Raw genomic sequence first — 22111 nt, 5'->3', positions numbered from 1 at the left:
TTGAATAGTTAAATTAAAGAAGTGACTTAGTGCTTCTTAATCGAGTAAGATGAAGCGTCAATTCTGGCGCTTTACGAATTAAACCCGCTGAAATGCGGGTTTTTAATAGGAGTAGCGAATGCAACAAGTAGTGCAGCAGTTTGAACAAGCGGCATGTTCACAGCCATTTTCCCAACTGGGTGTTGTAGAAAACAACGGAACGTTTCTTCTTCGTATCTGGAGACCAGGTGCGAAGTCTATTTCAGTTAAATGGGAAAACGCTGCACTACCAAAGGTTACGCTACAGCCTGTTTCAAATACGGGCTTATTTGAAGCTGAAATCTCCAAAGCCCATTGCGGCCATACCTATTCTGTAAACGCAGAATACGAAGATGGCGAGCACACTTACTTCGACCCTTACCAATTCACTGAAAATGCCTATCACGCCGTACATTTTATCGATGCCAAGCCAGCAAACTTGTATCAACAAGCGGGCGCTCAGCTATTAAGTGTCGATTCAACCGAAGGTACGGCAATTAACGGCGTGCGTTTTTGTGTGTTTGCACCTAATGCCAGCGCTGTGTCGGTTATTGGCGATTTTAACCAGTGGGACGGTCGCGTTAATCCCTTAGAAAAGACGTCTATGGGTTATTGGGTGTTATTCATCCCTGGTCTGCAGGCGAATGAACGTTATAAGTATCAAGTAAAAGATGCAAAAGGCCATGACCTTCCGCACAAGGCCGACCCACTAGGCTTTAGCGCAGAGCAATATCCTTCGCACGCGTCTAAAGTTTTCGACCATACTGCATACACATGGAACGATGAAAAGTGGATGGAAAGCCGAAAAATCAATAAATACGAAACGCCAATGAGTATTTATGAGGTACATCTTGGTTCGTGGAAACGACCGGATGCGCAAAGTGATGCGCGCTATTTATCTTACCGTGAGCTAGCCGACGACCTTATAGGTTATGTTAGCGACATGGGCTATACCCATGTTGAGCTTTTGCCTGTGTCAGAGTTTCCTTTCGACGGTTCGTGGGGTTATCAACCCGTTGGCATGTTTGCGCCAACAAGTCGTTTTGGCAATCCTGACGACTTTAAGTATTTTGTGGATAAATGCCACCAAGCAGGTGTTGGTGTAATTATTGACTGGGTACCGGCACATTTCCCTGAAGATGGACACGGCTTAGCGCGATTTGACGGCACCTGCGTATACGAATATGAAGATCCAAAGAAAGGGTGGCACCCCGACTGGAATTCGTGCATTTACGATTTCGGTAAAGACACTGTTCGTCAATTCTTAGTGGCAAACGCACTGTTTTGGCTGGATAAATTCCACGTTGATGGCCTTCGTGTAGATGCAGTAGCCAGTATGCTTTATCTTGATTACTCGCGTAACGATGGTGAGTGGATCCCAAATGTAGACGGTGGCAATGAAAACTACGAAGCCATTAGTTTACTGCGCTGGATGAATGAAGAAGTGTATAAACACTTCCCAGATGCAATGACCATTGCTGAAGAGTCGACATCATTTCCTAAAGTATCTCGACCTGTATTTGATGGCGGCTTAGGCTTTGGATTTAAGTGGAATATGGGCTGGATGCACGATTCGCTGCACTACATAGCCAAAGACCCTGCCTATCGCAACTATCATCACGGTGATATTACGTTCAGCATGGTGTATGCGTTTGATGAGAACTTTGTACTGCCTATTTCTCACGATGAGGTTGTACACGGTAAAGGTAGTATGCTTAGAAAAATGCCAGGTGATGAATGGCAGCAAGCTGCAAACCTTCGCTGCTACGCAGGTTTTATGTACGGTCACCCGGGCAAGAAACTAAACTTTATGGGCAATGAACTTGCTCAATCAAGAGAGTGGAACCACGACGCTAGCCTAGATTGGGACTTACTTCAGTACCAAAAACATGCGGGTATTCAGTCGTTGTATAAAGCACTTAACACGCTTTATACAACAACGCCGGCGTTATACGAGTTAGACCATCATCATGAAGGCTTTGCCTGGATAGATCATGAAAACGCAGATCAGAGCGTGGTCTCTTTCGTACGTGCTTCTAAAAACGGTAGTCAGAAAGTGTATGTGGTGTCCAACTTTACCCCGGTACCGCGAAACAATTTTAGGCTGGGTGTAGATGCACCATGTACGCTTGAACTTGCGCTTAGTACCGATGATAAAGCATTTTGGGGGAGCGATTTTGCTACCGTGCCACGTGTGGTTTCAACGCCAATGCCATGGAACAATAGGCAGCATTCGGTAGACATAAATCTACCTCCATTGGCTACTGTGTTTTATGTAACGTCACAGTAGTGAATGAAGTAGCGTCGTTTTAAGTTTGTTTTGAGAAAAAAAGCGCACTTATACTTTTTTAAGAGCGGAATACATAGGTAACGTAAGTTGGAAGATACAAACGGCACTAGCGCAGCAATTAGCTGCAGTACAGGCTCTGAGCATCCTTTGGGTGCCACGCTGATGCGTGGCGGCTGTAACTTTGCTGTGTATGCGCCAGATGCCGTTGATGTCATTCTATGCTTGTTCAACGGTGATACCGAAGAAGCCACGCTTGAAATATCGCTTCCAGAAAAAACCGGTGACGTGTGGCACGGCTTTTTGCCAAACATTAAAGCGGGTCAAAATTATGGTTACCGAGTAGAGCGCAACGACGGCGGTCTACATTCCGTACCTACCGATAAATTGCTTATCGACCCGTACGCTTTAAAAATAAGCAGGGCAATTAAATGGGATGCACGTCGATATAAACATGACTCTCAGTTTATGATGCCCAAATGCATTGTAGTAGACCACAACGCGTATTTACCCAGTGCAGTTGCCGCTCCTAAAGTACCAAAGCACAAACGCATTGTGTACGAGGCACACGTAAAAGGGCTAACTAAACTGCATCCTGATGTGCCAAAAGCGCACCAAGGTAAATTTATTGGTGCCGCACACCCTAGCGTTATTAAACACTTAAAAGCGCTGGGTATTACCACTGTGCAATTTATGCCTTTATGCTCTTTTATGCCGGAACCATTCATAACGGATAAAGGGCTAACCAATTATTGGGGTTACAACCCGGTGAATTTCTTTGCACCAGAGCCTCGCTATGGGGTAGCTGACGCACTGGCCGAGCTGAAAGAAATGGTTGAGGCTTATCATAAGGCCGACCTTGAAGTTATTGTTGATGTGGTATTTAACCATACGGCAGAAGCGGGGCAGGGTGGCCCTGTGCTTTCTTTTAAAGGATTTTGCCCTTACCAAGCTTACTTGTACGAGCAAACCAAGTCAGGCGAACTGGTATTCTCAAACCATTCTGGTTGCGGTAATACCATAAATACAGCACAACCATTTATGATGGCCCTTATTCTTGATGCAATGCGACACTGGGTTAACGTAATTGGCGTAGATGGTTTTAGGTTTGACCTTGCAGTATGTTTAGGGCGAGAGCCTCAAACCTTTACAAATAAGTCAGGGTTACTTCGCGCAATTAGCAGCGACCCAGTACTTAAAGATAAGGTGCTTTTAGCCGAGCCATGGGATATTGGTTATGGCGGTTATCAAGTTGGACGATTCCCATCACCTTGGTTAGAGGTCAACGATAAATACCGCGATACTATTCGCGCCTTTTGGCGCGGTGATGATGGCGTTACGGCTGACTTTGCAACACGTCTTATGGGCTCTCGCGATATATTCCACAAAGGACGTCGACATATAAGTACATCGGTGAATAACGTAACGTATCACGATGGCTTTACGCTGCACGACTTGGTGACTTACAGCGAGCGCCATAATTTAGATAATTTGGAAGATAACCGAGACGGCCATGGGCATAACTTATCTTCAAATTATGGCGTTGAAGGTGAAACGCAAGACGCATCTATTATTGAGATGCGCGAGCGTCAAAAACGCAATTTGTTTGCTACCCTTATTTTCTCACAGGGCACGCCACATATTCTTGGCGGCGATGAGTTAAGCAGAACACAAAACGGCAATAATAATGCATATTGTCAGGACAACCCAATTAGCTGGGTTAACTGGGAGCTAAACAAACGTAAGCAAGACTTTTTAAAGTTTTGTCAGTACGTTATCCGTTTGCGTCAGTCTTCTTCGCTGCTTAGCGAGTTAAAGTTGCACGATGACACGTTCACATTGTCGCGCAACGTAAAAGAAATTAACTGGTACAAGCCAGATGGCTCAGACAAAGCATCTGAAGATTGGAATGCGCGACACAACAAGGCCTTTGGCGTTGAAATAAAGGGGTGTGTTAACGGTGCTCAAAAACCTGAACACTGGTTTTTGTGTGTCAACGCTAGTGAAAACGATGTTCGCTTCCATCTACCCACCGCTGCGCCAAAAGGCGGGTGGACCATGCATTTAGATACGCGCTATCAATCACTCAACGAGCAACCATCAATTTGCATTCAAACGGTTTTTTTACAGGCCAGTAAGTCGCTAACGTTGTTCAGTTTTACCGAATATAATGATGGGTATTAGCTGGCTAAACAGTTACTATCGGTTAAAAAATGCACTGCGCATAATTTTTAACGCTTAAGAAGTTTACCAATGGTGAGATTTACACCGTAACACACGCAATTGTCTATGTATGACTGTTCTTTATGGTGTTAGGTGGTATCATGCGCTCCCATCTGAAATGTGAGGATGTTCCTATGCAAAACAAAGGTGGTAATGCACACGACGACAAGCCGTGTGATATTGGTTTTATCGGTTTAGGGGTAATGGGCAGTAACCTTACCATGAACCTTGTCGATCATGGCTACCGCGTTGCCTGCTTCGACTTAGACCAAAACAAAGTTGAATCGATCCTAGCGAAAGACGCAAGCGAACGAGGCGACGATGTTGCCCCTCGCGTAGAAGGCTGTAGTTCGTACACCGAACTGTTAAGCAAACTTAAAGCCCCTCATCTTATCATTATTTCTGTGCCCGCCGGCGACCCTGTAGATCACGTTTGTAACCACCTTATTGATGCTGGCATACATGCTGACGATATTGTTGTCGATACAGGCAACAGCTTGTGGACTGACTCTGTACAGCGTGAAGAGCAATACAAAGGCAAGTTTATCTTCTTCTCAACGGCGGTATCAGGCGGTGAAGTAGGCGCGCGTTTTGGTCCATCGTTAATGCCATCGGGCAACCCTTACGCGTGGACGCGCATTGAGCCTGTGCTAAAAGCGATTGCCGCAAAAGTTGACCCTGAAACGGGTAAACCTCTTGAAAGCCACACGCCAGGAAAGCCAGTGCTAGAAGGTGAGCCTTGTGCCACTTATATTGGTCCTGTTGGTGCGGGTCATTATGTGAAAATGGTGCACAACGGTATTGAATATGCCGATATGCAGCTTATTTGCGAAACTTACCACGTAATGCGTCAGGCATTGAACATGGCGCCAGCTGAAATTGCAGCAGTATTCCGTCGTTGGAATGAAGGCAAGCTCAACAGCTACCTGATGGAAATTAGTGCTGAAGTGCTTGAGCAGCTTGATCCTGAGACCAGTCAACCATTAGTTGATGTTATTCTTGATAGGGCAGGGCAAAAAGGCACAGGCCTGTGGACAGCGGTAAGTGCACTGCAGGTGGGCAGCCCAGCACAAACAATTACTTCAGCAGTTTTTGCGCGCAGTATTTCAAGTTTGAAAGAAGAACGCGTCGCAGCAAGTCATGTTCTTGCAGGTCCAGATGCGCCTAATTTCACCGACGAACAAAAAATGTCGATTGTAAACAAGCTTGAGCAAGCGCTTTATTGTTCGAAAATTTGTGCCTATGCGCAAGGTTTCCAGCTTATGGCAATGGCTGGAAAAGAACATGGATGGACATTAGAGTTTGGTGAAATAGCCAAGATTTGGCGTGCGGGCTGTATTATTCGTGCAGTTTTCTTGCAGTCAATTTCGCAAGCCTATGACAACAATGAAGACTTAGCTAACCTGTTAATGGACCCATACTTTGCAGAGCAGATCACGCAGTACCAATCTGACTGGCGAGAATCTATTGCCCAAGCAACGGTGGCGGGTGTGCCTTGCCCAGCTATGATGTCTGCGCTAAGTTACTACGATTCATACCGCACAGCCGTGTTGCCAGCGAACCTGTTACAGGGGCAGCGTGATTACTTTGGTGCGCATACGTATCAGCGCGTAGACAAGCCTGCTGGTAAAAAGTACCACATTGAGTGGAGTGATCCAGCGCGTCCGCAAACGGCTATCAAGAAATAATAGGCGTTTTGCAAACCATTGTGTAAAAGGTGTATTTGGCAACAAATACACCTTTTTCAGTTTTAGAGGTATAAACATGTCAAACGACAGTAATAGCAATAATGATGAAAAATGGCGCAGTTCGTTAAGCGCTGAGGAATTTCGTGTTTGCAGAGAGGCGGGCACCGAACGTCCTTTCACAGGTGCATTATTAGATGAAAACCGTGACGGCGTTTACGTGTGTAAATGCTGCGATGCACCACTTTTTCCCTCCGACACTAAATTTGACGCAGGCTGCGGATGGCCTTCGTTTTACAAACAGTTGGAAGATGGCAATGTTGATTACCGTGAAGACTTGTCACACGGTATGCGCCGCGTCGAGATTTTTTGTAAACAGTGTAATTCGCATCTTGGCCATGTATTTCCCGACGGGCCGGCGCCAACAGGACAGCGCTATTGCGTGAACTCAGTATCGATGACGTTTAAAGGCAAAGATAATGTCGAGATAAAAGGTTAGAGGCGGAGAGAGCAAGGAATAAAGGTAAACAACTGGTTAAAAATTAACCTTAAATTGAAGCCGCTTTCAGAATAAATCAAAAAACCGCCAGAAAACGGCGGTTTTTTTGCTTATTTCACTACTTCAAACTGAAATATTATTTCAAAAATTAGAAGTGCTAGTATCAAGCAGATAGCAATGTAACGACATGTAGATTTTCTGTATACGCCAATAAAAACCTATTTTGGATGATGGTTATCAATAATTGTTGAAGCCGTATATTCATTTACGTTAAATCCAACATTTAATTCTTTTTAATTCCAACAAGAGCAACGTCTATGCTTTTGTCGGAAAATTACTAAATATTATCTTGTCTGCCTATCAATCTCGCTTTTAGTGAAAGTAATCAACAATTTGGTCATCTAAATTACTTTCTCTAATATAGCGCACGTCACCGTCAGACGATATCTCACCTCTGTGTACCCTAATAATAAAAAGTGACTGACGTAGCGACGCGAAACTAAACGTTAATCTATATCGATGAAGGCAAGAGCATGAATCAACAGTTTGAGCAGGAATTACAAAGCAGCTGGCAAGAGCGTCAGGAATACGCAGAAATGATGTTGCCCCTTATTGGAAAGTTGTACCGCAACAAAGCGGTAGAAATTTCGGTATACGGCCGCTCACTTTTGAATGCTAGTGCCATTGATGTAGTAAAAGCGCACCGCAAAGTACGCTTGCACGAAGGTATTAAGCTTCGTCTACGTGAAAGCTACCCAATTGTTGAAGCGCTTAGCAACATGCAGCTAGCGCCTGCACAAATTGATATTGGCAAACTTGCCTTCGATTTCCATTACGGTTCGGCGGTTGACAACAACGACCTTACGGCCTACCTCAACGAAAAACTAAACGACGTTGCAGGTAAAGAGGACGACCAGAAGCCTCAAGACGTTGTACTATATGGTTTTGGCCGTATAGGTCGTTTACTCGCTCGACTACTTATCGAGCGCCAAGGCAAAAACAACAAGCTTCGCTTGCGTGCCATTGTGGTACGTGGTGGTCGTGAGGGTGACCTTGAGAAGCGTGCTAGCTTGCTTCGCCGCGATTCAGTTCACGGTCCATTTAACGGCAGTATCACTATCGATCACGAGCGTAATGCACTTAAAGCCAACGGCTCTTACATCCAGGTTATCTATGCAAACAGCCCTGATGAAGTAGATTACACGCAGTATGGTATCGAAAACGCTATTGTTGTAGACAACACTGGTATCTGGCGTGACCGCGATGGCTTAGGTCTTCACCTTAAGGCCAAAGGCGCTGCAAAAGCTATTCTTACCGCGCCTGGTAAAGGAGACATCAAGAACATCGTACACGGTGTAAATGATGCTGAAGTAACCCCTGAAGACACAATTGTTTCTGCCGCTAGCTGTACAACAAATGCGATCACGCCAGTACTGAAAGCGCTTGACGAAGAGTACGGTATTGATAATGGTCACGTTGAAACTGTTCACTCTTACACGAATGATCAAAACCTTATTGATAACTACCACAAAGGCGACCGTCGTGGACGTAGTGCGCCTCTTAACATGGTTATCACTGAAACGGGCGCTGCAAAGGCTGTTGCAAAGGCATATCCTAAGCTGGCTGGCAAACTTACGGGTAACGCAATTCGCGTTCCTACACCTAACGTGTCACTTGCAATCTTAAACCTAAATCTTAAGACTGAGGTTGACCGTGTTGCCGTTAACGAGTTCCTTCGCGATACTGCGTTATTCTCGAAGCTTCAGCATCAAATTGACTACACAGCCAGTAAAGAAATAGTTTCTACTGACTTAGTAGGTTCGCGCGCTGCCTCAGTGGTAGATTCTCAAGCGACTATCGCTGCTGATAAGCGTTTAACGCTTTATGTTTGGTACGATAATGAGTTCGGCTATAGCTGCCAGGTACTTCGCGTTGTTCGCGATATGGCAGGGCTTAGCTTCCCAACCCTTCCGCTATAAGCGACGGGAAGAGGTCAGTTGGCGCAACATGACCCACTAAATTGATTAAAAAACCGACCTAAGTGGTCGGTTTTTTATTGGTGTAAACAAATTGTATACTTTAGGCATTATAAAACCTGCCCTCTACGTGGTATTTGTGTTGGTGTCTATGCTAAATTAGCGCACAAATAATGAGGAAAACGACAGTCTATGCATATTTCCAGTCAATTCGACAGCGGCAACATTGAAGTTGTAAGCGCACAGTCACCAGACGATATTCGTCTAGCTATTCCAAAAGATAACCAATCTGAATTTGCTCAATGGTTTCATTTCCGTTTAGTAGGTGAGACATTTGTTACTCACAACATGACCATTGGCAATCTTGCTAAGTCAGCTTATCCAGAAGGTTGGAAGGGGTACAATGTTCTTGCCTCTTACGACCGACAAACGTGGTTTAGAATTCCTAGCGAATTTGATGGCGATAACCTATCGTTCTCGCTAACACTTGAACAGCCAAGTGTTTATTTTGCGTATTTCATTCCTTATAGCTACGAGCGTCACCTAGACCTTATTCACGATGCACAGATGTCGCTCTTGTGCGAACACAGATTCTTAGGCCTAACCCTTGATGGTCGAGATATGTCGTTGTTGGTAATTGGTGAAGAGACACCAGAGAAGAAAAAAGTGTGGATCACAGCGCGTCAGCATCCAGGCGAGACCATGGCAGAATGGTGTGCTGAAGGTATAATCTACCGTCTGTTAGACGAGCAAGACGGTTTAGCTCGCCAACTTCTCGATAACGCCGTATTCTATGTGGTGCCGAACATGAACCCAGATGGCAGCGCACGCGGTCACCTGCGCACCAATGCGGTAGGCACAAACCTAAATAGAGAATGGGCTACGCCAACAGCTGAGAAAAGCCCAGAAGTACTTTACGTATTAAATGCGATGTCTGAAATTGGCGTTGATATGTACCTTGATTTACATGGTGATGAAGCGTTGCCATACAACTTTGTAGCGGGAAGTGAAGGCAACCCTAGCTATAACGATGACATCAAGGCATTGGAAGAGACATTTAAAAACGCGTTACTTAACGCGACGCCTGAGTTCCAAGATGAATTTGGTTACGACAAAGACGAGCCAGGCAAGGCAAATCTGACAGTGGCTTCTAACGCCGTTGGCGAAAAGTTTAAATGTATGGCATATACAGTAGAAATGCCGTTTAAAGATAACGCTGATGTACCTGACGATATTTATGGGTGGTCGGTACAGCGCAGCCGTCAACTGGGAGAAGATCTTCTTATTGGCGTGAATGCTGTAGTGAAAAAGCTGAAAGGCTAAAATTCGTGTTAAGGAAGTGAGAACTTCCCTCAAAAGGCCTCGACAAACAGAGGCCTTTTGGTTATCAAAATATAATAAACAAAATAATCAATCATAATAAAAAAGGGGAAATACCTTGGAAGGGTTATACGGTTTTTTAACCACGCTTGACGGCTTTTTAGGGGGAGCTTTCTGGTTTCCTTATGTGCTTCTTGGTGTGGGTCTTTTCTTCACTATCTATCTTAAGTTTCCACAAATTCGTTTCTTTAAGCATGCCTGGCAAGTAGTTACAGGTAAGTTTGACAAGGAAAGTGATCCAGGCGATACCACCCACTTTAGAGCATTAACAACGGCGCTGTCTGGTACTGTTGGCACGGGTAATATTTCAGGTGTGGCATTTGCCATTTTCCTTGGTGGTCCTGCCGCGCTATTTTGGATGTGGGTTACTGCGTTTTTGGGTATGACAACCAAGTTCGTTGAAGTAACGCTATCACACAAATACCGTGTTAAAACCGAAGACGGTACGATGGCTGGTGGCCCTATGTACTACATGGACCGTCGCTTGAATATGAAATGGCTAGCGGTTGCTTTCGCTGTTGCAACGGTAATTAGTTCTTTTGGGACGGGTAACCTACCGCAAAGTAACGGTATAGCGCAGAGTATTGAAGCAACGTTTGGCTTCGAGCCTTGGATTGTGGGCAGTGTGCTAGGTATTCTTCTTGCGCTTGTAATCTTAGGCGGTATTCAGCGTATTGCTGCTTTTACCGCGCGCGTTGTGCCGGTTATGGCGGTTATCTATTTAATTGGTGCAATGGCAGTAATTTTTGCCAACCTTGAAAACATAGGGCCTTCGTTTGCAGCGGTTATTGGTGATGCATTTACCGGTTCAGCAGCAGCTGGTGGCTTCCTTGGTGCATCGCTTGCGTACGCATTTAACCGTGGTGTAAACCGTGGTTTATTCTCAAACGAAGCGGGTCAAGGTTCTGCGCCAATTGCTCACGCAGCAGCGAAAACCAAAGAGCCTGCTTCTGAAGGTATGGTGTCACTACTAGAGCCTTTCATCGATACAATTCTAATTTGTACGGTAACAGGTTTGGTTATCCTGTCGTCTGGTGTATGGAAAGAAAAGCACGAAAACATCTTTGACCGCTCTGACATGTTTTTCGTAGCAGGTCAGTACGACGATGCAAACCAAGCCGACGTTGATAAGCTTTATGGCTATCTGAACGATATCGACGGCAATACGGTAGAGCCATACACGGGGTCTATCACGGTTGTAAATGGTACTGCAGTAAGTGATGGTTTTACCTTGCTTAACGCACGAAGTGTGGCGGAAGATGTAAAATATGCAGTTGGTAGTGAAGACCTATTTACGGGAACGCTGAAAATTGTTGATGGTAAACCAGTAAAAGACAACCTAGAGGTGAGTGGTAAATCGCTGGTGCACTCTGCCGCGCTGACTACTATTGCGTTTACACGTGGTTTCTTTGGTGATTTTGGCCAGTACATCGTTTCTGTAGGCTTAATGCTGTTTGCGTTCTCAACAGCCATTGCTTGGTCTTACTACGGCGACCGTGCCATGACCTACCTGTTTGGGCCTCGTTCAATTATGCCTTACCGTGTAATTTACGTAGCGGGCTTTGTGTGGGCTGCATTCTCTGATACCACGCTAATTTGGGTATTATCTGCCATAGCTATTGTTGTTATGACGCTGCCAAACTTGTTTGGCATTATGTTGCTTTGCAAAGAAATGAAAGAAACCGTTAACGACTACTGGTCTCGTCACAACAAGTAAGTGAGTTAACTGAATAAAAATGGGTGTGAACCCGTTTGAAATGCGCGCGTAAATACCACTAGAACGTGTTATTACGCGCGCATTTTTTATTGGCAATTGAGGTCATCGACTTCATAAAATTGTGTAACTTAAGTATGATACTCGTCCGCGCAAAAACCTGCTGATAATGCATGCAGCAGCGTTCTCATTCGCACCCAACAACAGGAGCAACATATGGCATTAGTTGACTGTCCGTCGTGTGGCAAAAAAACATCCGACAAAGCAAAAACATGTCCACACTGCGATTTTAAAATCGGTGATGCAACGTCTGAAGACATTGAGCGCAAGCAAAGCTTACAAAAATTTCAAAAACTACAGAGTATTCAAAACCAGTCTCTACTTGCTATGCTTATTTTCGTTGCAAGCTTTGGTTTTATGTACTGGGGTGGAACACGCCCGGGCGATCTTCAACACAATTTAGCTATCCTTGGGGCGGTAGTGGGGTTTGTATGGTACCTCGTTAACCGTGCTCGTATTGTTTACATTAAGCGTTTTCCTAAATGAATATAGAAGTATTAGTTGCCAGCATGACGCCAGAAATCTATGAGCGTCTGCGCAGTGCTGTTGAAACGGGTAAATGGCCAGACGGCACGCCCTTAAATGAAGAGCAAAAAGCAAGCAGCATGCAAGCTGTAATGCTTTATCAAGCAAAAATAGAGAAGTCTTCCGAACACATGACTGTGGGCGAAAGTGGTGAAATTGTTCACAAAAGCAAGTCGGACTTTAAACGCGCTTTGAACGATAAACAAGATGATGAAAATACAATAGCGCGGTTTAAACAGGATGATATTTAGTCGATTTTTCGCGCCTGCTCATACAAGCGCAAAGCCTGAAAAACGGATACAGGCCATTGAGAGTTTGTCGCCAGACAAAGCCCAAGAAAAAACAATATTACATGAACTTGCGTTTAACGATGAAGACGCAAATGTAAGTTTGGCAGCGCTAAATAAGCTAAACAGCTTCGTACTATGGTCGAAAATGTCGCAAATAGCGAAAGACGGCCGAGTGAAGAAAGCGGCAGAAAAGCAAGTGAACGATGCACTTTTAGGAAATAGTTCGTTAGCGCTTTCTGAACATGACAAAGTGGTTTTCCTTAAAGAGTCTGCAAGCGCGGAGTTAATTACGCAAATAGTTCAGCGCGACAGTGCTTTAGTTGCGAATGACGAACTTGCTAAAGCGCTAATAGCAAAGGTTGCCAAGCCAAGCTTTACGCAGTTTGTACTGTTTAACGGTGCTTCTACCAATTTGCAAAATCAACTTGTTGCAGAAAGCACGGACGTTTCGGTTCTGCAAAAATGGCTTAAGAAGGCGCAAGACAAAGCACTCGTAAACAAAATTGAAGAGCGTATCAGCGCCATTGCCGAAGCTGAGCAAAAGCCTGTGGAGTTTAAAAAGCAGCTTACGCTATGTCTCTCTAAGTATCAGGCGCTTTGCGATAAAAGCGACGTTGAAGTGGTAATGCAACAAAAGGCTGCCCTTGATAGTGAGTTAACAGGGCTTGCTGGGCAATACGAATTGCTCAGCATGGCAGAGCAAGAAGATTACCGAGAAAAGCAATCACGAATAGTTGAGCAAGTTGAGCGCTACATTGACCGAATAAAACCCGAGTGGGAAGCCAAGCAGCAGTCCGAACAGTTAGCACAAATCAGAGCGCTATATGAACAGCAACTCGGCCATGCTAAGAATCAGGTGAATTGGCTGTACAACGAACGCTTATGTGAGGCAACGCTTGCCGATGTAGCAACAGTAAATGAAAGCGTTAGAGCCGTTGAAGCAACGATTGAGCAATTAGCGCGCATCGATAGTAATGCGCAACTGTCTGAGAAAAGTAAAGCCGCCCTTGTAGAGCTTAATGACAAGCTCGAACGGTTCTCAATGCAGCAGCAATATGGTCAAAAGCTACTTGTGAAATTAGGCACAGTTGAAGCACTTGGCCTAAAGCTCATAGAGATGAGTGAGGCACAAAATAACACTGATGCGCCAGAAACGGTTGAAAACATTGGACGTGCTGAAATTGCGAACACAGAGATTGATAGCGCTGAAATTGATGTTGCTGAAAATACAGAAGCAATAAAGCAGACATTTGATGAGGCCGTGAAGGAATACCGTTTAGCGAGCGCTGAATTGATTCGCGTACCACAGCCGCTGACTGAGCGCTTCGACAATGTGCTGTCAAAAGTGAAAGCACAGGAAAAAGCGAAGAAAAATGCGATAAATGACGCGCTCAAGCAGGTGCGAAAGCAAATTAGCGTTGTTGATAATTTAATAAGCCAAGGCAAGTTTCGTGCAGCGTTAAGTAAGTTTGTAAAGCTTGATGGCAGCGTAAAGACGCTATCTGAAGATGCCTTCGGTCAGATAGAAAAACGCTTTAAGAAAACTGCTGAGGACGTTTCGCGCTTAGAAGGTTGGCAAGACTATTTGGCCGCGCCGCGTAAACCTGCGTTGCTTGAAGAAGCAAAGGCGCTTGCTGACACACCAGCAGACAATATAAAAGCCCGCAGTAACGCAATTAAATACCTTCGTAAGCAGTGGTTAACGCTTACTTCTGTTGTGCAGACAGATGAGCAAAGAAGTGCAGAGGATGCTGCACTTCAGCGTGATTTCGATGAAGCGTTAGAACGCGCTTTTGAACCATGTCGTAAGCACTACGCCGAACTTGATGCAGCAAGAGAGGCCTCACTAAAAGCGCGTGAAAGTATTATTTCGTCGGTAGCAGACCTTAGCGAAGACATGCCGATAGACGAATTAGCGAAAGCGTTTGATAAGTTATCCAAGCAGTGGCATAGCGCTGGTCAGGTAGAGCAAAGCGTTTATGAAGGTTTAAAACAACAGTGGAAACAAAGCTCTGCGCCTATCTCAAAACGTGTGAACGATTGGCAATCACAGAACCAAGTTCAAAAACGCAAGCTTGTTGAGCAAGTGAAAACGCTTGTAGACGCGGAAGACATAAACGCTGCAGCAGATGAAGCGCAAGAAGCTCAGCGCGCATGGAAAGCGATAGGACATGCCGGAAAACGTGAGGAAAGTAAATTGTGGGCAGAGTTTAAGAAAGCAAATGATGCTGTTTTCGATAACTTAAAAGCACAAAGAAAATCTCAAAACAACGAAGCAAACTCACAGTTGGAAGCACTAATACAGTCTTTATCGTCGTTAGAGATAAACGCTGACTACGACGTGTTTAATGCAGCAATCAGTGACGTTATCGAACAGTCTGAAGCGCTACCAAAACCACAGCGACTAAAAGTGCAGCGTCGTATTGATGACATCAAAACGAAGCGTAAGGCGTTTGAGCGCGAAAAAAGGAACCAAGCCGTCGTAGCGAAAGCCGAAGCGCTAGTTGGTCTTTTGCAAGCGGGTGAGTCGGCAAGCGAAGATGATATTAACGCTATGACAAATACACTTGGTAAGCGCTGGGCAACTCTAATAGAAGGTGCATCAAGCGCTGACACTACTCACAATCGTGCGTGGTTAACTGTGGCGCTTGAGGTAGCCTGTGACGTACCAAGCCCTGAAAGTGAAAGCAGCACACGCACCAGTGTGCAGCTTCAAATGATGACGGCCAAGCTTGAAAACGGTGAGTCTGCTAGTGCACGTGAACTGTTGTCTCAATGGCTTTCTCACGGCAATATCTCGGCTGAGGAAGAGCACCTTAAGCAGCGCATCATCAATGTTATTCAAACGAACCCTGAGGTTGTCTCGTAAATGGAGAATCATGTCGAGTATCAGTTTGAAACAGAAATGTCGGCCTATCGGTTTCTGAACACGGTAAAGCATATCGATGCCGAAGGCTTACGCGTTAAGTTTGGTCGAAGCGATCATCATGTAAGCGTTAAGTATCGTTACGTATTAGGCGAGTTCGATGCCACGCTTTCTACATTAGACGACCTTGCGCTAGAGTTAGGCGGACAGGAAGTGTAAGTGCAGCGCCATTGAAGGCCGTATAAAAGGTCTTTCAATACATACTTAAGTGAACCCAATAAAAAAAGCCAGACACTACGTCTGGCTTTTTGTTGGGACAGAAAAGAATGCTATTAACAGTCTTTATCTTCTGCGCCTACGCCTTCTTTCACATCTTCACAAGCGTCTTCAACCGCGTTACCTGCGTCAGTAACAATTTCATCTAGCTCTTCGCCAGCGTCTTCTGCTTCACCATCACCACATGCTGCTAATGACAGTGCGAAAGCTGATGCTACTAGTACCTTTGAAAGATTTTTAAATGAAAACATATCCTTACTCCTTTTCCTAAAATGTATATAGTATTGCTATTAATGCGCTAGCGGACTATGCGCGAGGTGCCCGACCGCGTAAGGCATTAGCGACAAGCGAGATTACAAGTAGCGCGATAAAAATAAAGAATAAAAACTGCGCAATACCTGTAGCTGCTCCTGCAATACCACCAAAACCAAAAACTGCTGCAATAATGGCGATTATAAAAAATGTAATGGCCCAACCTAACATAACGATATCCTCTTATTGCTTCCATGAAGTTCATATTAGTTAATGCTAGCTTTGTGCCTGTTTTGTTAAGTTTTTGTTTTTAATGATAAAGTGGCCTTTTTACTGTGTTTTTTACATCAGCTTTGAATATTGTTTATAAACGGCTTACATGAATTTTTGCACTTTTTACACAATTCAGTTAAAGCTGGAATTGGTGAAAAGATAGCAATCTATCTTAAATAGTGTTGATATAAATGAATTAAGATATTCGAATAAAAGGGAAGGGTATGGCAAACACGCATTCAGCATTTATTGGTTTAATGCAGCGGGCGCGTAATGTAAAGCGTTGGCCGCTAATGGCGCAGTTCCAAGAAGAGATGCTTTCAACACATATATACGAGGCTTCTGTCGTGGCACATATGCTAGGCGCCATTGCGTGCGATATTTTTAATGAAAAGATAAACCCTGATCGTGTTGCTGCTATGGCTATTTTTCATGAAGGCAGTGAAATAGCAGGAATGAGTGATATCCCAAGCCCGGTGAAATATCATGACCCAGAAACTACAGCAGCAATTAAGAAGTTAGAGCGTAGATTCGAGTCGATGCTAATCAAAACATTGCCTGAGGCATTACAGGCGCGCTATAAGCCGCTTATTGAGCAAGATAAAGAAGATGCCCACGTAACCTTGGCAAAGGCTGCCGATGTACTGTGCGCTTACCTAAAGTGTGACTACGAGCTGTCCAAATCTAATGGTGAATTTTCTAACGCTATGAAAGAAATGGAAGTTCAGCTAAAGCGCTACCGCGAGAAACTTCCCGCGGTAGACTACTTTTGTCAAATCTTCTTAGAAGATGCGAAAGGCACGCTAGATGAGCAAACCAAAGACTTGGAATGGATAGAGCGCGCCAATACGCTTCACCTTGAATAATAACCTATCACGACTTAGTTGCTGTTAGGGTTGTAAGGTAGTGATGACTGGTGGGCAACAATACGAAGGTCGCCTTCACGGTCTTTCACATAGGCAAAGGTGTATTCCACTTTTGTTTCGCCACCGCTTGTGTCGGTAAAGAAGTAGTTACCCATCGCAACGGCCATTCTGCAGCTGTTGTTAATAATGCCTACGTTATCAAACTTCACGTTAGTGTATGGCTTAATTGCGAAGCCTTTGTCTTCCGCGTAGGCGTCGTTTCCACCTACAAAATAAGACAATGCAGCATCAAAGCTTCCACGGAACTGATCGTTGGCTGCAAGCGTAGGCTTGAACAATACGCTACTTAGGTCGTAACCATACATGTCCTGAATAAAGTCGGCTGCTTCTTTTGAGTAATCACCCTTATCTGTAAATACGGCACCAATTCGAACAATACCCTTACCCCACATCTTTTGCGCCTCTACAACTTCGCGCTCTGTAATGCACTCGTCTGAGTACAGTAGCGCGTTGTTTAGTGCGTCAGCCTTTATTATCGGTGCACTGTTAGCAGCAGTCATTTGTGGTTTCGCAACGGCACTACAACCAGTAACAAGAATAACAGCGGCAGCGGTAGCAGCAATTTTGGTAGTTAGCGTAGTTAGTTTTTTCATGATATGACTCCTTCGTCATTGGCATATATAACTGAGTAATCTTTACTGCATAACTTACGTTTTGCATCTCATGTGGTTAAGTCTATACACCAATGATTACGCTTACTTTTTTACAACATTAAAAACTCATTAATAGAAAATTAAGTTAAGTCTAACTGCCAAAAAAGAGCGTGAAGCAATCACAAAAACATACTCGTTGCCGGCGAAGCTCGATTTTTGAGACTCGCTACTTCTTCTTTTTTAGTGGTGTTTCTAGAACGCTCCTTGTGCTAAATGCTTTTTTGCCCAAGCTTGCTGCACTATTAGCCATTTTCACCGTTATGGTGTAGTACACGTCGTTGATTTGGGTTTTCACAATGTCGTTACTGGTGGCGCCAGCCATAGGTTGTGCTACCTCTTCACATCCAGACATTGTGCACTGGGTATTTTGAAAGGCCTGAGGCGGTTCGTTGGAGGCCACTACTTCTCTGGCTAACTGTGGCTTTCTTTCAACATTTGTTTTCACAATTTCTAGGTGTGAAAAGTTTTGTTTTTCGGCAATCTCTGCGGCGCGATGAAGCGCATACTGTTGAACTAGGTCGGCAGGGGTTTTGTCGGTGGCTTTAAATAACACAACATAGTCTGACTCAGATACTTTTTTGCTTGAATAGCCATAACTCGATTTTACTGTGGATGCTTTATATGGCGTAGGCGCTGCGATGGGAGCAGAGGCGCAACCCGATAATGTGTTTAGAAAAAGAAGCGATGTGCTTAGGATAAGGCTGGTTTTGTAAAATTGTGAAACGCGCGAGGTTTTGTTCATTGTTATTTTCTCTTTATTAAGTTGGTCAGTGAAACAGATTAAAAAGCCCAGTTTTAGCAATTGATGTTAAAGCACTTTTACGTTGTTGAGCCGCATTCGGACTTGTAGCACCTTTAAAAGCACCTGCAGCCACAATAGCGGCCAAAACACTCGGTTCCCCCATTAATTCTGCACACTGTGATTGTGCTTTTTTTACGACCATATCAGCTTTTTGTTTTTGCACAGCGTAGCTTTGCTTATGTGCTTCAATATTCTTCAACTCTGTTTTTAAAAATAAGGTAAACATGATGCTTGCTAGAGACCTTTCGATTTGTGCTGCTGGTGCTTGTGTAAGAGATCATTATTTTGAGAGAACACCGTGCTGGCTGTGTTTATAAGCGAATCAAAACTGGCATGTTCAAATGCCGTTTTTGCCAGTTTAAAACACGTGAGTGTTGCAAGGATGTTGATGGTGAGAAGTATGGCCAGTATAAAAATAAGACCTAGTTCATAGTGATATAACATTGTACCTAAAATGGCATTTATCAATAACCAACATATAGCGCCAATTGCCAGCGTAGCCAGCGAAGCGAAAACGGTGACGATTATCGATTTCTTTACCAGCATTAGTTCGCTGTTTAATAGCGAGAAAAACGATGCACCTTGACGCACTTTTTCAGCGTAAGCGCTTTTTACGTCGTCAGCCGCTTGTTGCATTTTAGTCGTCGTAGACTGTTCGCTATCCACTTCTTCCTTTAGCACTTGATCTGCATGAGCCTTGTATTGCTGCGTGCCAAAGAAAGCTTGCTCCCTGGGGGGAGTAAGCTTGAAAGGGTTATCGAGGCTCAGCGAGAACTGAGCACTCTTAAAGTTTGGGGCGTGCATGCTTATTTAGCTTTTCTCAATAATGAGGTAACTAACATGCCGGCTGCAAACGCAAGACCTGCGGTGGTTACCGGGTTTTCAACTGCAAAAGCTCGCACTTTTGATTCCTGCCATTTCTGCTCGGCAAGCTTTTTGCGCGCTGCCATATTTTGTGCAGAAGATGTCGCTGTTTGACGAATGTTCTCTTCTGCAACACCCGCAGTATCAGCAAGCTTATCGATTGACGCGTGCAATGATGCCTTCATTTGATCTGTCATAGGGTGAGACGGCTCGCTTACCGGTTTCGCGCCGTTTGACTTCTTAGCCTGAGAATTTGATGACGATTGTGTAGCCATAATGCTCTCCTTACAATTTATGGGTTCACAATAAGAGTTGCAACGAGCATACCACTGGCGGGGATGAGTGTTAGTTGCTGAAAAATATGATTATTTTGGTTTTTTTGAGTTGGGTTGCTGCCGCTTTAAGATATAAAGTTCACGGCATCATGTAATTTTTTCATCAGCTTAAATCACTAGCTGAACGAGGGCGAAGGTCTAATATATAACTGTTTCAAGATCGTCTTTTGTCACTGGTTTAAGTAGCGCATTATCAATGCCTATCTCAGCCATAACCTGCGTGTCTGCCTCGTGACCACTCACTATAGTGATTCGTGCCGATGGCTGGGCAGCCTTTAGCTCTTTTGCGAGGTCATAACCATTGTAGTCGGGCAAGGTTAAATCCATTAGAACGTGATCAAACGGTTTATTAGAGGCAGTTTGAAGCGCGTCCGAACCGTTGGTTTCAATGGTAACCGTATGCCCTAAATGAGAAATAAATAACTGCAATAACTCTGCTGCATCGCTGTCATCTTCAATGACAAGAACGCGTTTTCCATTATTCGGGGTTACTGCCAGACGTTCATTCGCTTCGGCACGCGTAGTCTCTGACGGCAGGGTAGTATGAATTTCCGTATTTTCAGTCGATTTACCGTTCTCAATGTCTTGAGTTAGGCTGCTAGGAAGGTATTTGCCAAGTAATGAGGTAAGCGCAAACCTATCTATTGGCTTGCCGATAACGTCGTTAAACCCTTCTTGAATTAGCGATTCTCTTAATCCCTTCCTACTCGCTGCTGTAACGGCAATAACTGGGGTTTGTTGCCCGTGGCGACGCATGGCATGAAGCGCTTCAATACCATTCATTACTGGCATATGAATGTCCATAAGAACAAGGTTAAACGGTTGATTTTGTTCTTCTGCCCGCAACACTGCTTCAAGAGCTTTAACGCCATTTTCGGCGTAGCTAATTTCTGCTTGTGACTGCCCAACAATATGACCTGTAAGCCTTCTTATTTCCTGTAAATCGTCAACAATTAGCACTTTGCCCGAGACGCTCAAATTAATAAAAGCTGATTGCGCTTGTTGAACTTGTCCAAGCTGCAATTCGGTTTTGGGTTGGTCTGCAACATCGCCTGGATTTATATCGAATGAGAAGGTGCTTCCTTCTCCGAGCTTTGAAGATACGCTAATGTCGCCACCTAGCTTTTGCACCAGCTCTTTACAAATGGCAAGCCCTAACCCCGCGCCGCCGTGATTTGCGCGCATTACATCTTCAATTTGTTCAAACGGCTGGAAGATATTGGCAAGCTTATTGGGTGGCATACCCACACCGGTGTCGCTCACATGAAAACGCAGTTGGGCGGGCTTATGGTCACTACTATTCGCTTCAACAAATTCAATCGAAAGGGTAATACTGCCTTTATCGGTAAACTTCACTGCATTAGAAATAAGGTTTAACAGTACTTGGCGTAGGCGAGTAGGATCGGTATCAATAAACTCTGGAATTGGCGTAGCTGCGACAATATCTAAACTTAGCCCCTTGTCTTTAGCGCTTAAACGCATAAGCGAGTGAATGTCTGTTAAAAAGGCGCAAAGATTCACTGCTTTTATATTTAGGTCTAACTTGTCAGCCATTATACGTGACATATCAAGCAAATCGTTAAGCAAGCTAAGTAGGTGGCGGCCATTTGACTGAATAATGGAAAGCTCTTGCTTAAAGTTACTGTTTCTAACATCGTCAATTAACAGCTCGGTATAGCCAAGAATAGAGGTTAGCGGCGTACGTAATTCATGCCCAAGATGCGCTAGAAACTTGTCTTTTGCTTTATTTTTTTGCTCTATTTTATCTCGCTCTAAGCGTTCGTTTTCAATATCGCGTCGCACCATGGCGTAGCGAATTGTGCGCATAAAGCGAGGTGTTTCTATTTCTGACTTCTGTAAATAGTCCGCTGCGCCAGCACGCATTACCATTTCATCTACGGTAATGTCTGACTGACCCGTTAAAATAACAACGGGCAGATTGAACTGGTTAGCTTTTAAATTTGCCATAACGTCTATGGCATTTTCAGCACCTAGCAAATAATCAAGTAGACATAAATCGAAGCTGTGTTTTTTGAGTTTTGCTATTGCGTCTTCACTGTTTGTCACCCACGTTAAATTAAACGAAGGTGAGTCGCATTGTGTAAGGTAATCCGATGTTAAGAAGTAGTCATCTTCGTCATCTTCAATAAGCAATACATTAATTACATCAGCCATTATTTATTCCAACTATGATTTACTGCAGTCAT

20 protein-coding genes are annotated in these 22111 nt (G+C 44.3%); 12 read left to right on the top strand and 8 right to left on the bottom strand.

Going from position 1 to position 22111, the window contains the following annotated elements; genetic code table 11:
* Positions 1 to 118: 118 nt before the first annotated feature.
* The 11 genes from glgB (at position 119) to ACGHAV_RS13230 (ending at position 15742) form a co-directional block, all read left to right on the top strand.
* Complete coding sequence (gene glgB, locus ACGHAV_RS13280) at positions 119 to 2308, top strand: 1,4-alpha-glucan branching protein GlgB (protein WP_390381511.1); 2190 nt, start codon at positions 119 to 121, stop codon at positions 2306 to 2308.
* An 87-nt stretch (positions 2309 to 2395) separates the two neighbouring features.
* Positions 2396 to 4489: a glycogen debranching protein GlgX gene (gene glgX, locus ACGHAV_RS13275; protein WP_390381509.1), complete on the top strand. Its 2094-nt coding sequence runs from the start codon at positions 2396 to 2398 to the stop codon at positions 4487 to 4489.
* Positions 4490 to 4662: 173 nt separating this feature from the next.
* Positions 4663 to 6216 carry an NADP-dependent phosphogluconate dehydrogenase gene (gene gndA, locus ACGHAV_RS13270; protein ID WP_390381506.1) on the top strand — a complete coding sequence of 518 codons (1554 nt, stop codon included), beginning with the start codon at positions 4663 to 4665 and terminating at the stop codon, positions 6214 to 6216.
* A gap of 76 nt (positions 6217 to 6292) precedes the next feature.
* Positions 6293 to 6712, top strand: a complete 420-nt coding sequence (gene msrB / locus ACGHAV_RS13265; protein WP_390381503.1) for a peptide-methionine (R)-S-oxide reductase MsrB — start codon at positions 6293 to 6295, stop codon at positions 6710 to 6712.
* A gap of 533 nt (positions 6713 to 7245) precedes the next feature.
* Entirely contained in the window at positions 7246 to 8691 is a 1446-nt protein-coding gene (locus ACGHAV_RS13260) for a glyceraldehyde-3-phosphate dehydrogenase (RefSeq protein ID WP_334014926.1), read from the top strand.
* A 189-nt stretch (positions 8692 to 8880) separates the two neighbouring features.
* A complete protein-coding gene (locus tag ACGHAV_RS13255) occupies positions 8881 to 10011 on the top strand; it encodes a M14-type cytosolic carboxypeptidase (RefSeq protein ID WP_334014927.1) in 1131 nt (376 codons plus the stop codon).
* A 115-nt stretch (positions 10012 to 10126) separates the two neighbouring features.
* Entirely contained in the window at positions 10127 to 11785 is a 1659-nt protein-coding gene (locus tag ACGHAV_RS13250; RefSeq protein ID WP_390381499.1) for an alanine/glycine:cation symporter family protein, read from the top strand.
* A 213-nt stretch (positions 11786 to 11998) separates the two neighbouring features.
* A complete protein-coding gene (locus ACGHAV_RS13245; RefSeq protein ID WP_334014929.1) occupies positions 11999 to 12328 on the top strand; it encodes a zinc ribbon domain-containing protein in 330 nt (109 codons plus the stop codon).
* A complete protein-coding gene (locus ACGHAV_RS13240; RefSeq protein WP_334014930.1) occupies positions 12325 to 12618 on the top strand; it encodes a DUF1315 family protein in 294 nt (97 codons plus the stop codon). Before ACGHAV_RS13245 ends, ACGHAV_RS13240 begins: the two co-directional genes overlap by 4 nt.
* Positions 12608 to 15526 (top strand): DUF349 domain-containing protein, encoded by a 2919-nt coding sequence (locus ACGHAV_RS13235; RefSeq protein WP_390381495.1) that lies wholly within the window; start codon positions 12608 to 12610, stop codon positions 15524 to 15526. Before ACGHAV_RS13240 ends, ACGHAV_RS13235 begins: the two co-directional genes overlap by 11 nt.
* Positions 15527 to 15742: a hypothetical protein gene (locus tag ACGHAV_RS13230; RefSeq protein WP_334014932.1), complete on the top strand. Its 216-nt coding sequence runs from the start codon at positions 15527 to 15529 to the stop codon at positions 15740 to 15742.
* Between the two features lie 113 nt (positions 15743 to 15855).
* On the opposite strand, the gene ACGHAV_RS13225 is transcribed toward ACGHAV_RS13230, so the two are convergent.
* Positions 15856 to 16050 (bottom strand): hypothetical protein, encoded by a 195-nt coding sequence (locus tag ACGHAV_RS13225; RefSeq protein ID WP_334014933.1) that lies wholly within the window; start codon positions 16048 to 16050, stop codon positions 15856 to 15858.
* A gap of 55 nt (positions 16051 to 16105) precedes the next feature.
* On the bottom strand, positions 16106 to 16282 hold the full coding sequence (locus ACGHAV_RS13220) for a DUF1328 family protein (protein WP_334014934.1): 177 nt from the start codon (positions 16280 to 16282) through the stop codon (positions 16106 to 16108).
* Positions 16283 to 16548: 266 nt separating this feature from the next.
* On the opposite strand from ACGHAV_RS13220, the gene yfbR reads away from it, so the two are divergent.
* Complete coding sequence (gene yfbR / locus ACGHAV_RS13215) at positions 16549 to 17190, top strand: 5'-deoxynucleotidase (protein ID WP_390381491.1); 642 nt, start codon at positions 16549 to 16551, stop codon at positions 17188 to 17190.
* A gap of 14 nt (positions 17191 to 17204) precedes the next feature.
* Here the strand turns inward: yfbR and ACGHAV_RS13210 are convergent, their stop codons facing one another.
* From ACGHAV_RS13210 to ACGHAV_RS13185, 6 genes are all read right to left on the bottom strand, one after another.
* Complete coding sequence (locus ACGHAV_RS13210; protein ID WP_390381488.1) at positions 17205 to 17843, bottom strand: phosphoribosyl-AMP cyclohydrolase; 639 nt, start codon at positions 17841 to 17843, stop codon at positions 17205 to 17207.
* Between the two features lie 226 nt (positions 17844 to 18069).
* Complete coding sequence (locus ACGHAV_RS13205; protein WP_390381485.1) at positions 18070 to 18645, bottom strand: hypothetical protein; 576 nt, start codon at positions 18643 to 18645, stop codon at positions 18070 to 18072.
* Between the two features lie 25 nt (positions 18646 to 18670).
* Positions 18671 to 18931 (bottom strand): hypothetical protein, encoded by a 261-nt coding sequence (locus tag ACGHAV_RS13200; RefSeq protein ID WP_390381482.1) that lies wholly within the window; start codon positions 18929 to 18931, stop codon positions 18671 to 18673.
* A gap of 8 nt (positions 18932 to 18939) precedes the next feature.
* Positions 18940 to 19509, bottom strand: a complete 570-nt coding sequence (locus tag ACGHAV_RS13195; protein WP_390381479.1) for a hypothetical protein — start codon at positions 19507 to 19509, stop codon at positions 18940 to 18942.
* A 2-nt stretch (positions 19510 to 19511) separates the two neighbouring features.
* Entirely contained in the window at positions 19512 to 19844 is a 333-nt protein-coding gene (locus ACGHAV_RS13190; RefSeq protein WP_390381476.1) for a DUF883 domain-containing protein, read from the bottom strand.
* 198 nt (positions 19845 to 20042) lie between these two features.
* Positions 20043 to 22079, bottom strand: coding sequence for a response regulator (locus ACGHAV_RS13185; protein WP_390381473.1), 2037 nt, complete (start codon positions 22077 to 22079; stop codon positions 20043 to 20045).
* Positions 22080 to 22111: the final 32 nt, after the last annotated feature.

Source organism: Alteromonas sp. MTD1 (genome assembly GCF_042848195.1).
In the GTDB taxonomy this organism is placed as follows: domain Bacteria; phylum Pseudomonadota; class Gammaproteobacteria; order Enterobacterales; family Alteromonadaceae; genus Alteromonas.
This window is presented reverse-complemented; position numbering and strand designations above follow the sequence as displayed.

Excerpts from the sequence above, each read along its gene's own strand:
- ACGHAV_RS13210 (WP_390381488.1), bottom strand. The coding sequence starts at position 17,843 with ATGAAAAAACTAACTACGCTAACTACCAAAATTGCTGCTACCGCTGCC.
- ACGHAV_RS13205 (WP_390381485.1), bottom strand. The coding sequence starts at position 18,645 with ATGAACAAAACCTCGCGCGTTTCACAATTTTACAAAACCAGCCTTATC.
- ACGHAV_RS13220 (WP_334014934.1), bottom strand. The coding sequence starts at position 16,282 with ATGTTAGGTTGGGCCATTACATTTTTTATAATCGCCATTATTGCAGCA.
- ACGHAV_RS13240 (WP_334014930.1), top strand. The coding sequence starts at position 12,325 with ATGAATATAGAAGTATTAGTTGCCAGCATGACGCCAGAAATCTATGAG.
- msrB (WP_390381503.1), top strand. The coding sequence starts at position 6,293 with ATGTCAAACGACAGTAATAGCAATAATGATGAAAAATGGCGCAGTTCG.
- ACGHAV_RS13260 (WP_334014926.1), top strand. The coding sequence starts at position 7,246 with ATGAATCAACAGTTTGAGCAGGAATTACAAAGCAGCTGGCAAGAGCGT.
- yfbR (WP_390381491.1), top strand. The coding sequence starts at position 16,549 with ATGGCAAACACGCATTCAGCATTTATTGGTTTAATGCAGCGGGCGCGT.
- ACGHAV_RS13200 (WP_390381482.1), bottom strand. The coding sequence starts at position 18,931 with ATGTTTACCTTATTTTTAAAAACAGAGTTGAAGAATATTGAAGCACAT.
- ACGHAV_RS13235 (WP_390381495.1), top strand. The coding sequence starts at position 12,608 with ATGATATTTAGTCGATTTTTCGCGCCTGCTCATACAAGCGCAAAGCCT.
- ACGHAV_RS13255 (WP_334014927.1), top strand. The coding sequence starts at position 8,881 with ATGCATATTTCCAGTCAATTCGACAGCGGCAACATTGAAGTTGTAAGC.
- ACGHAV_RS13230 (WP_334014932.1), top strand. The coding sequence starts at position 15,527 with ATGGAGAATCATGTCGAGTATCAGTTTGAAACAGAAATGTCGGCCTAT.
- ACGHAV_RS13225 (WP_334014933.1), bottom strand. The coding sequence starts at position 16,050 with ATGTTTTCATTTAAAAATCTTTCAAAGGTACTAGTAGCATCAGCTTTC.
- ACGHAV_RS13195 (WP_390381479.1), bottom strand. The coding sequence starts at position 19,509 with ATGCACGCCCCAAACTTTAAGAGTGCTCAGTTCTCGCTGAGCCTCGAT.
- gndA (WP_390381506.1), top strand. The coding sequence starts at position 4,663 with ATGCAAAACAAAGGTGGTAATGCACACGACGACAAGCCGTGTGATATT.
- ACGHAV_RS13190 (WP_390381476.1), bottom strand. The coding sequence starts at position 19,844 with ATGGCTACACAATCGTCATCAAATTCTCAGGCTAAGAAGTCAAACGGC.
- ACGHAV_RS13245 (WP_334014929.1), top strand. The coding sequence starts at position 11,999 with ATGGCATTAGTTGACTGTCCGTCGTGTGGCAAAAAAACATCCGACAAA.
- glgB (WP_390381511.1), top strand. The coding sequence starts at position 119 with ATGCAACAAGTAGTGCAGCAGTTTGAACAAGCGGCATGTTCACAGCCA.
- ACGHAV_RS13185 (WP_390381473.1), bottom strand. The coding sequence starts at position 22,079 with ATGGCTGATGTAATTAATGTATTGCTTATTGAAGATGACGAAGATGAC.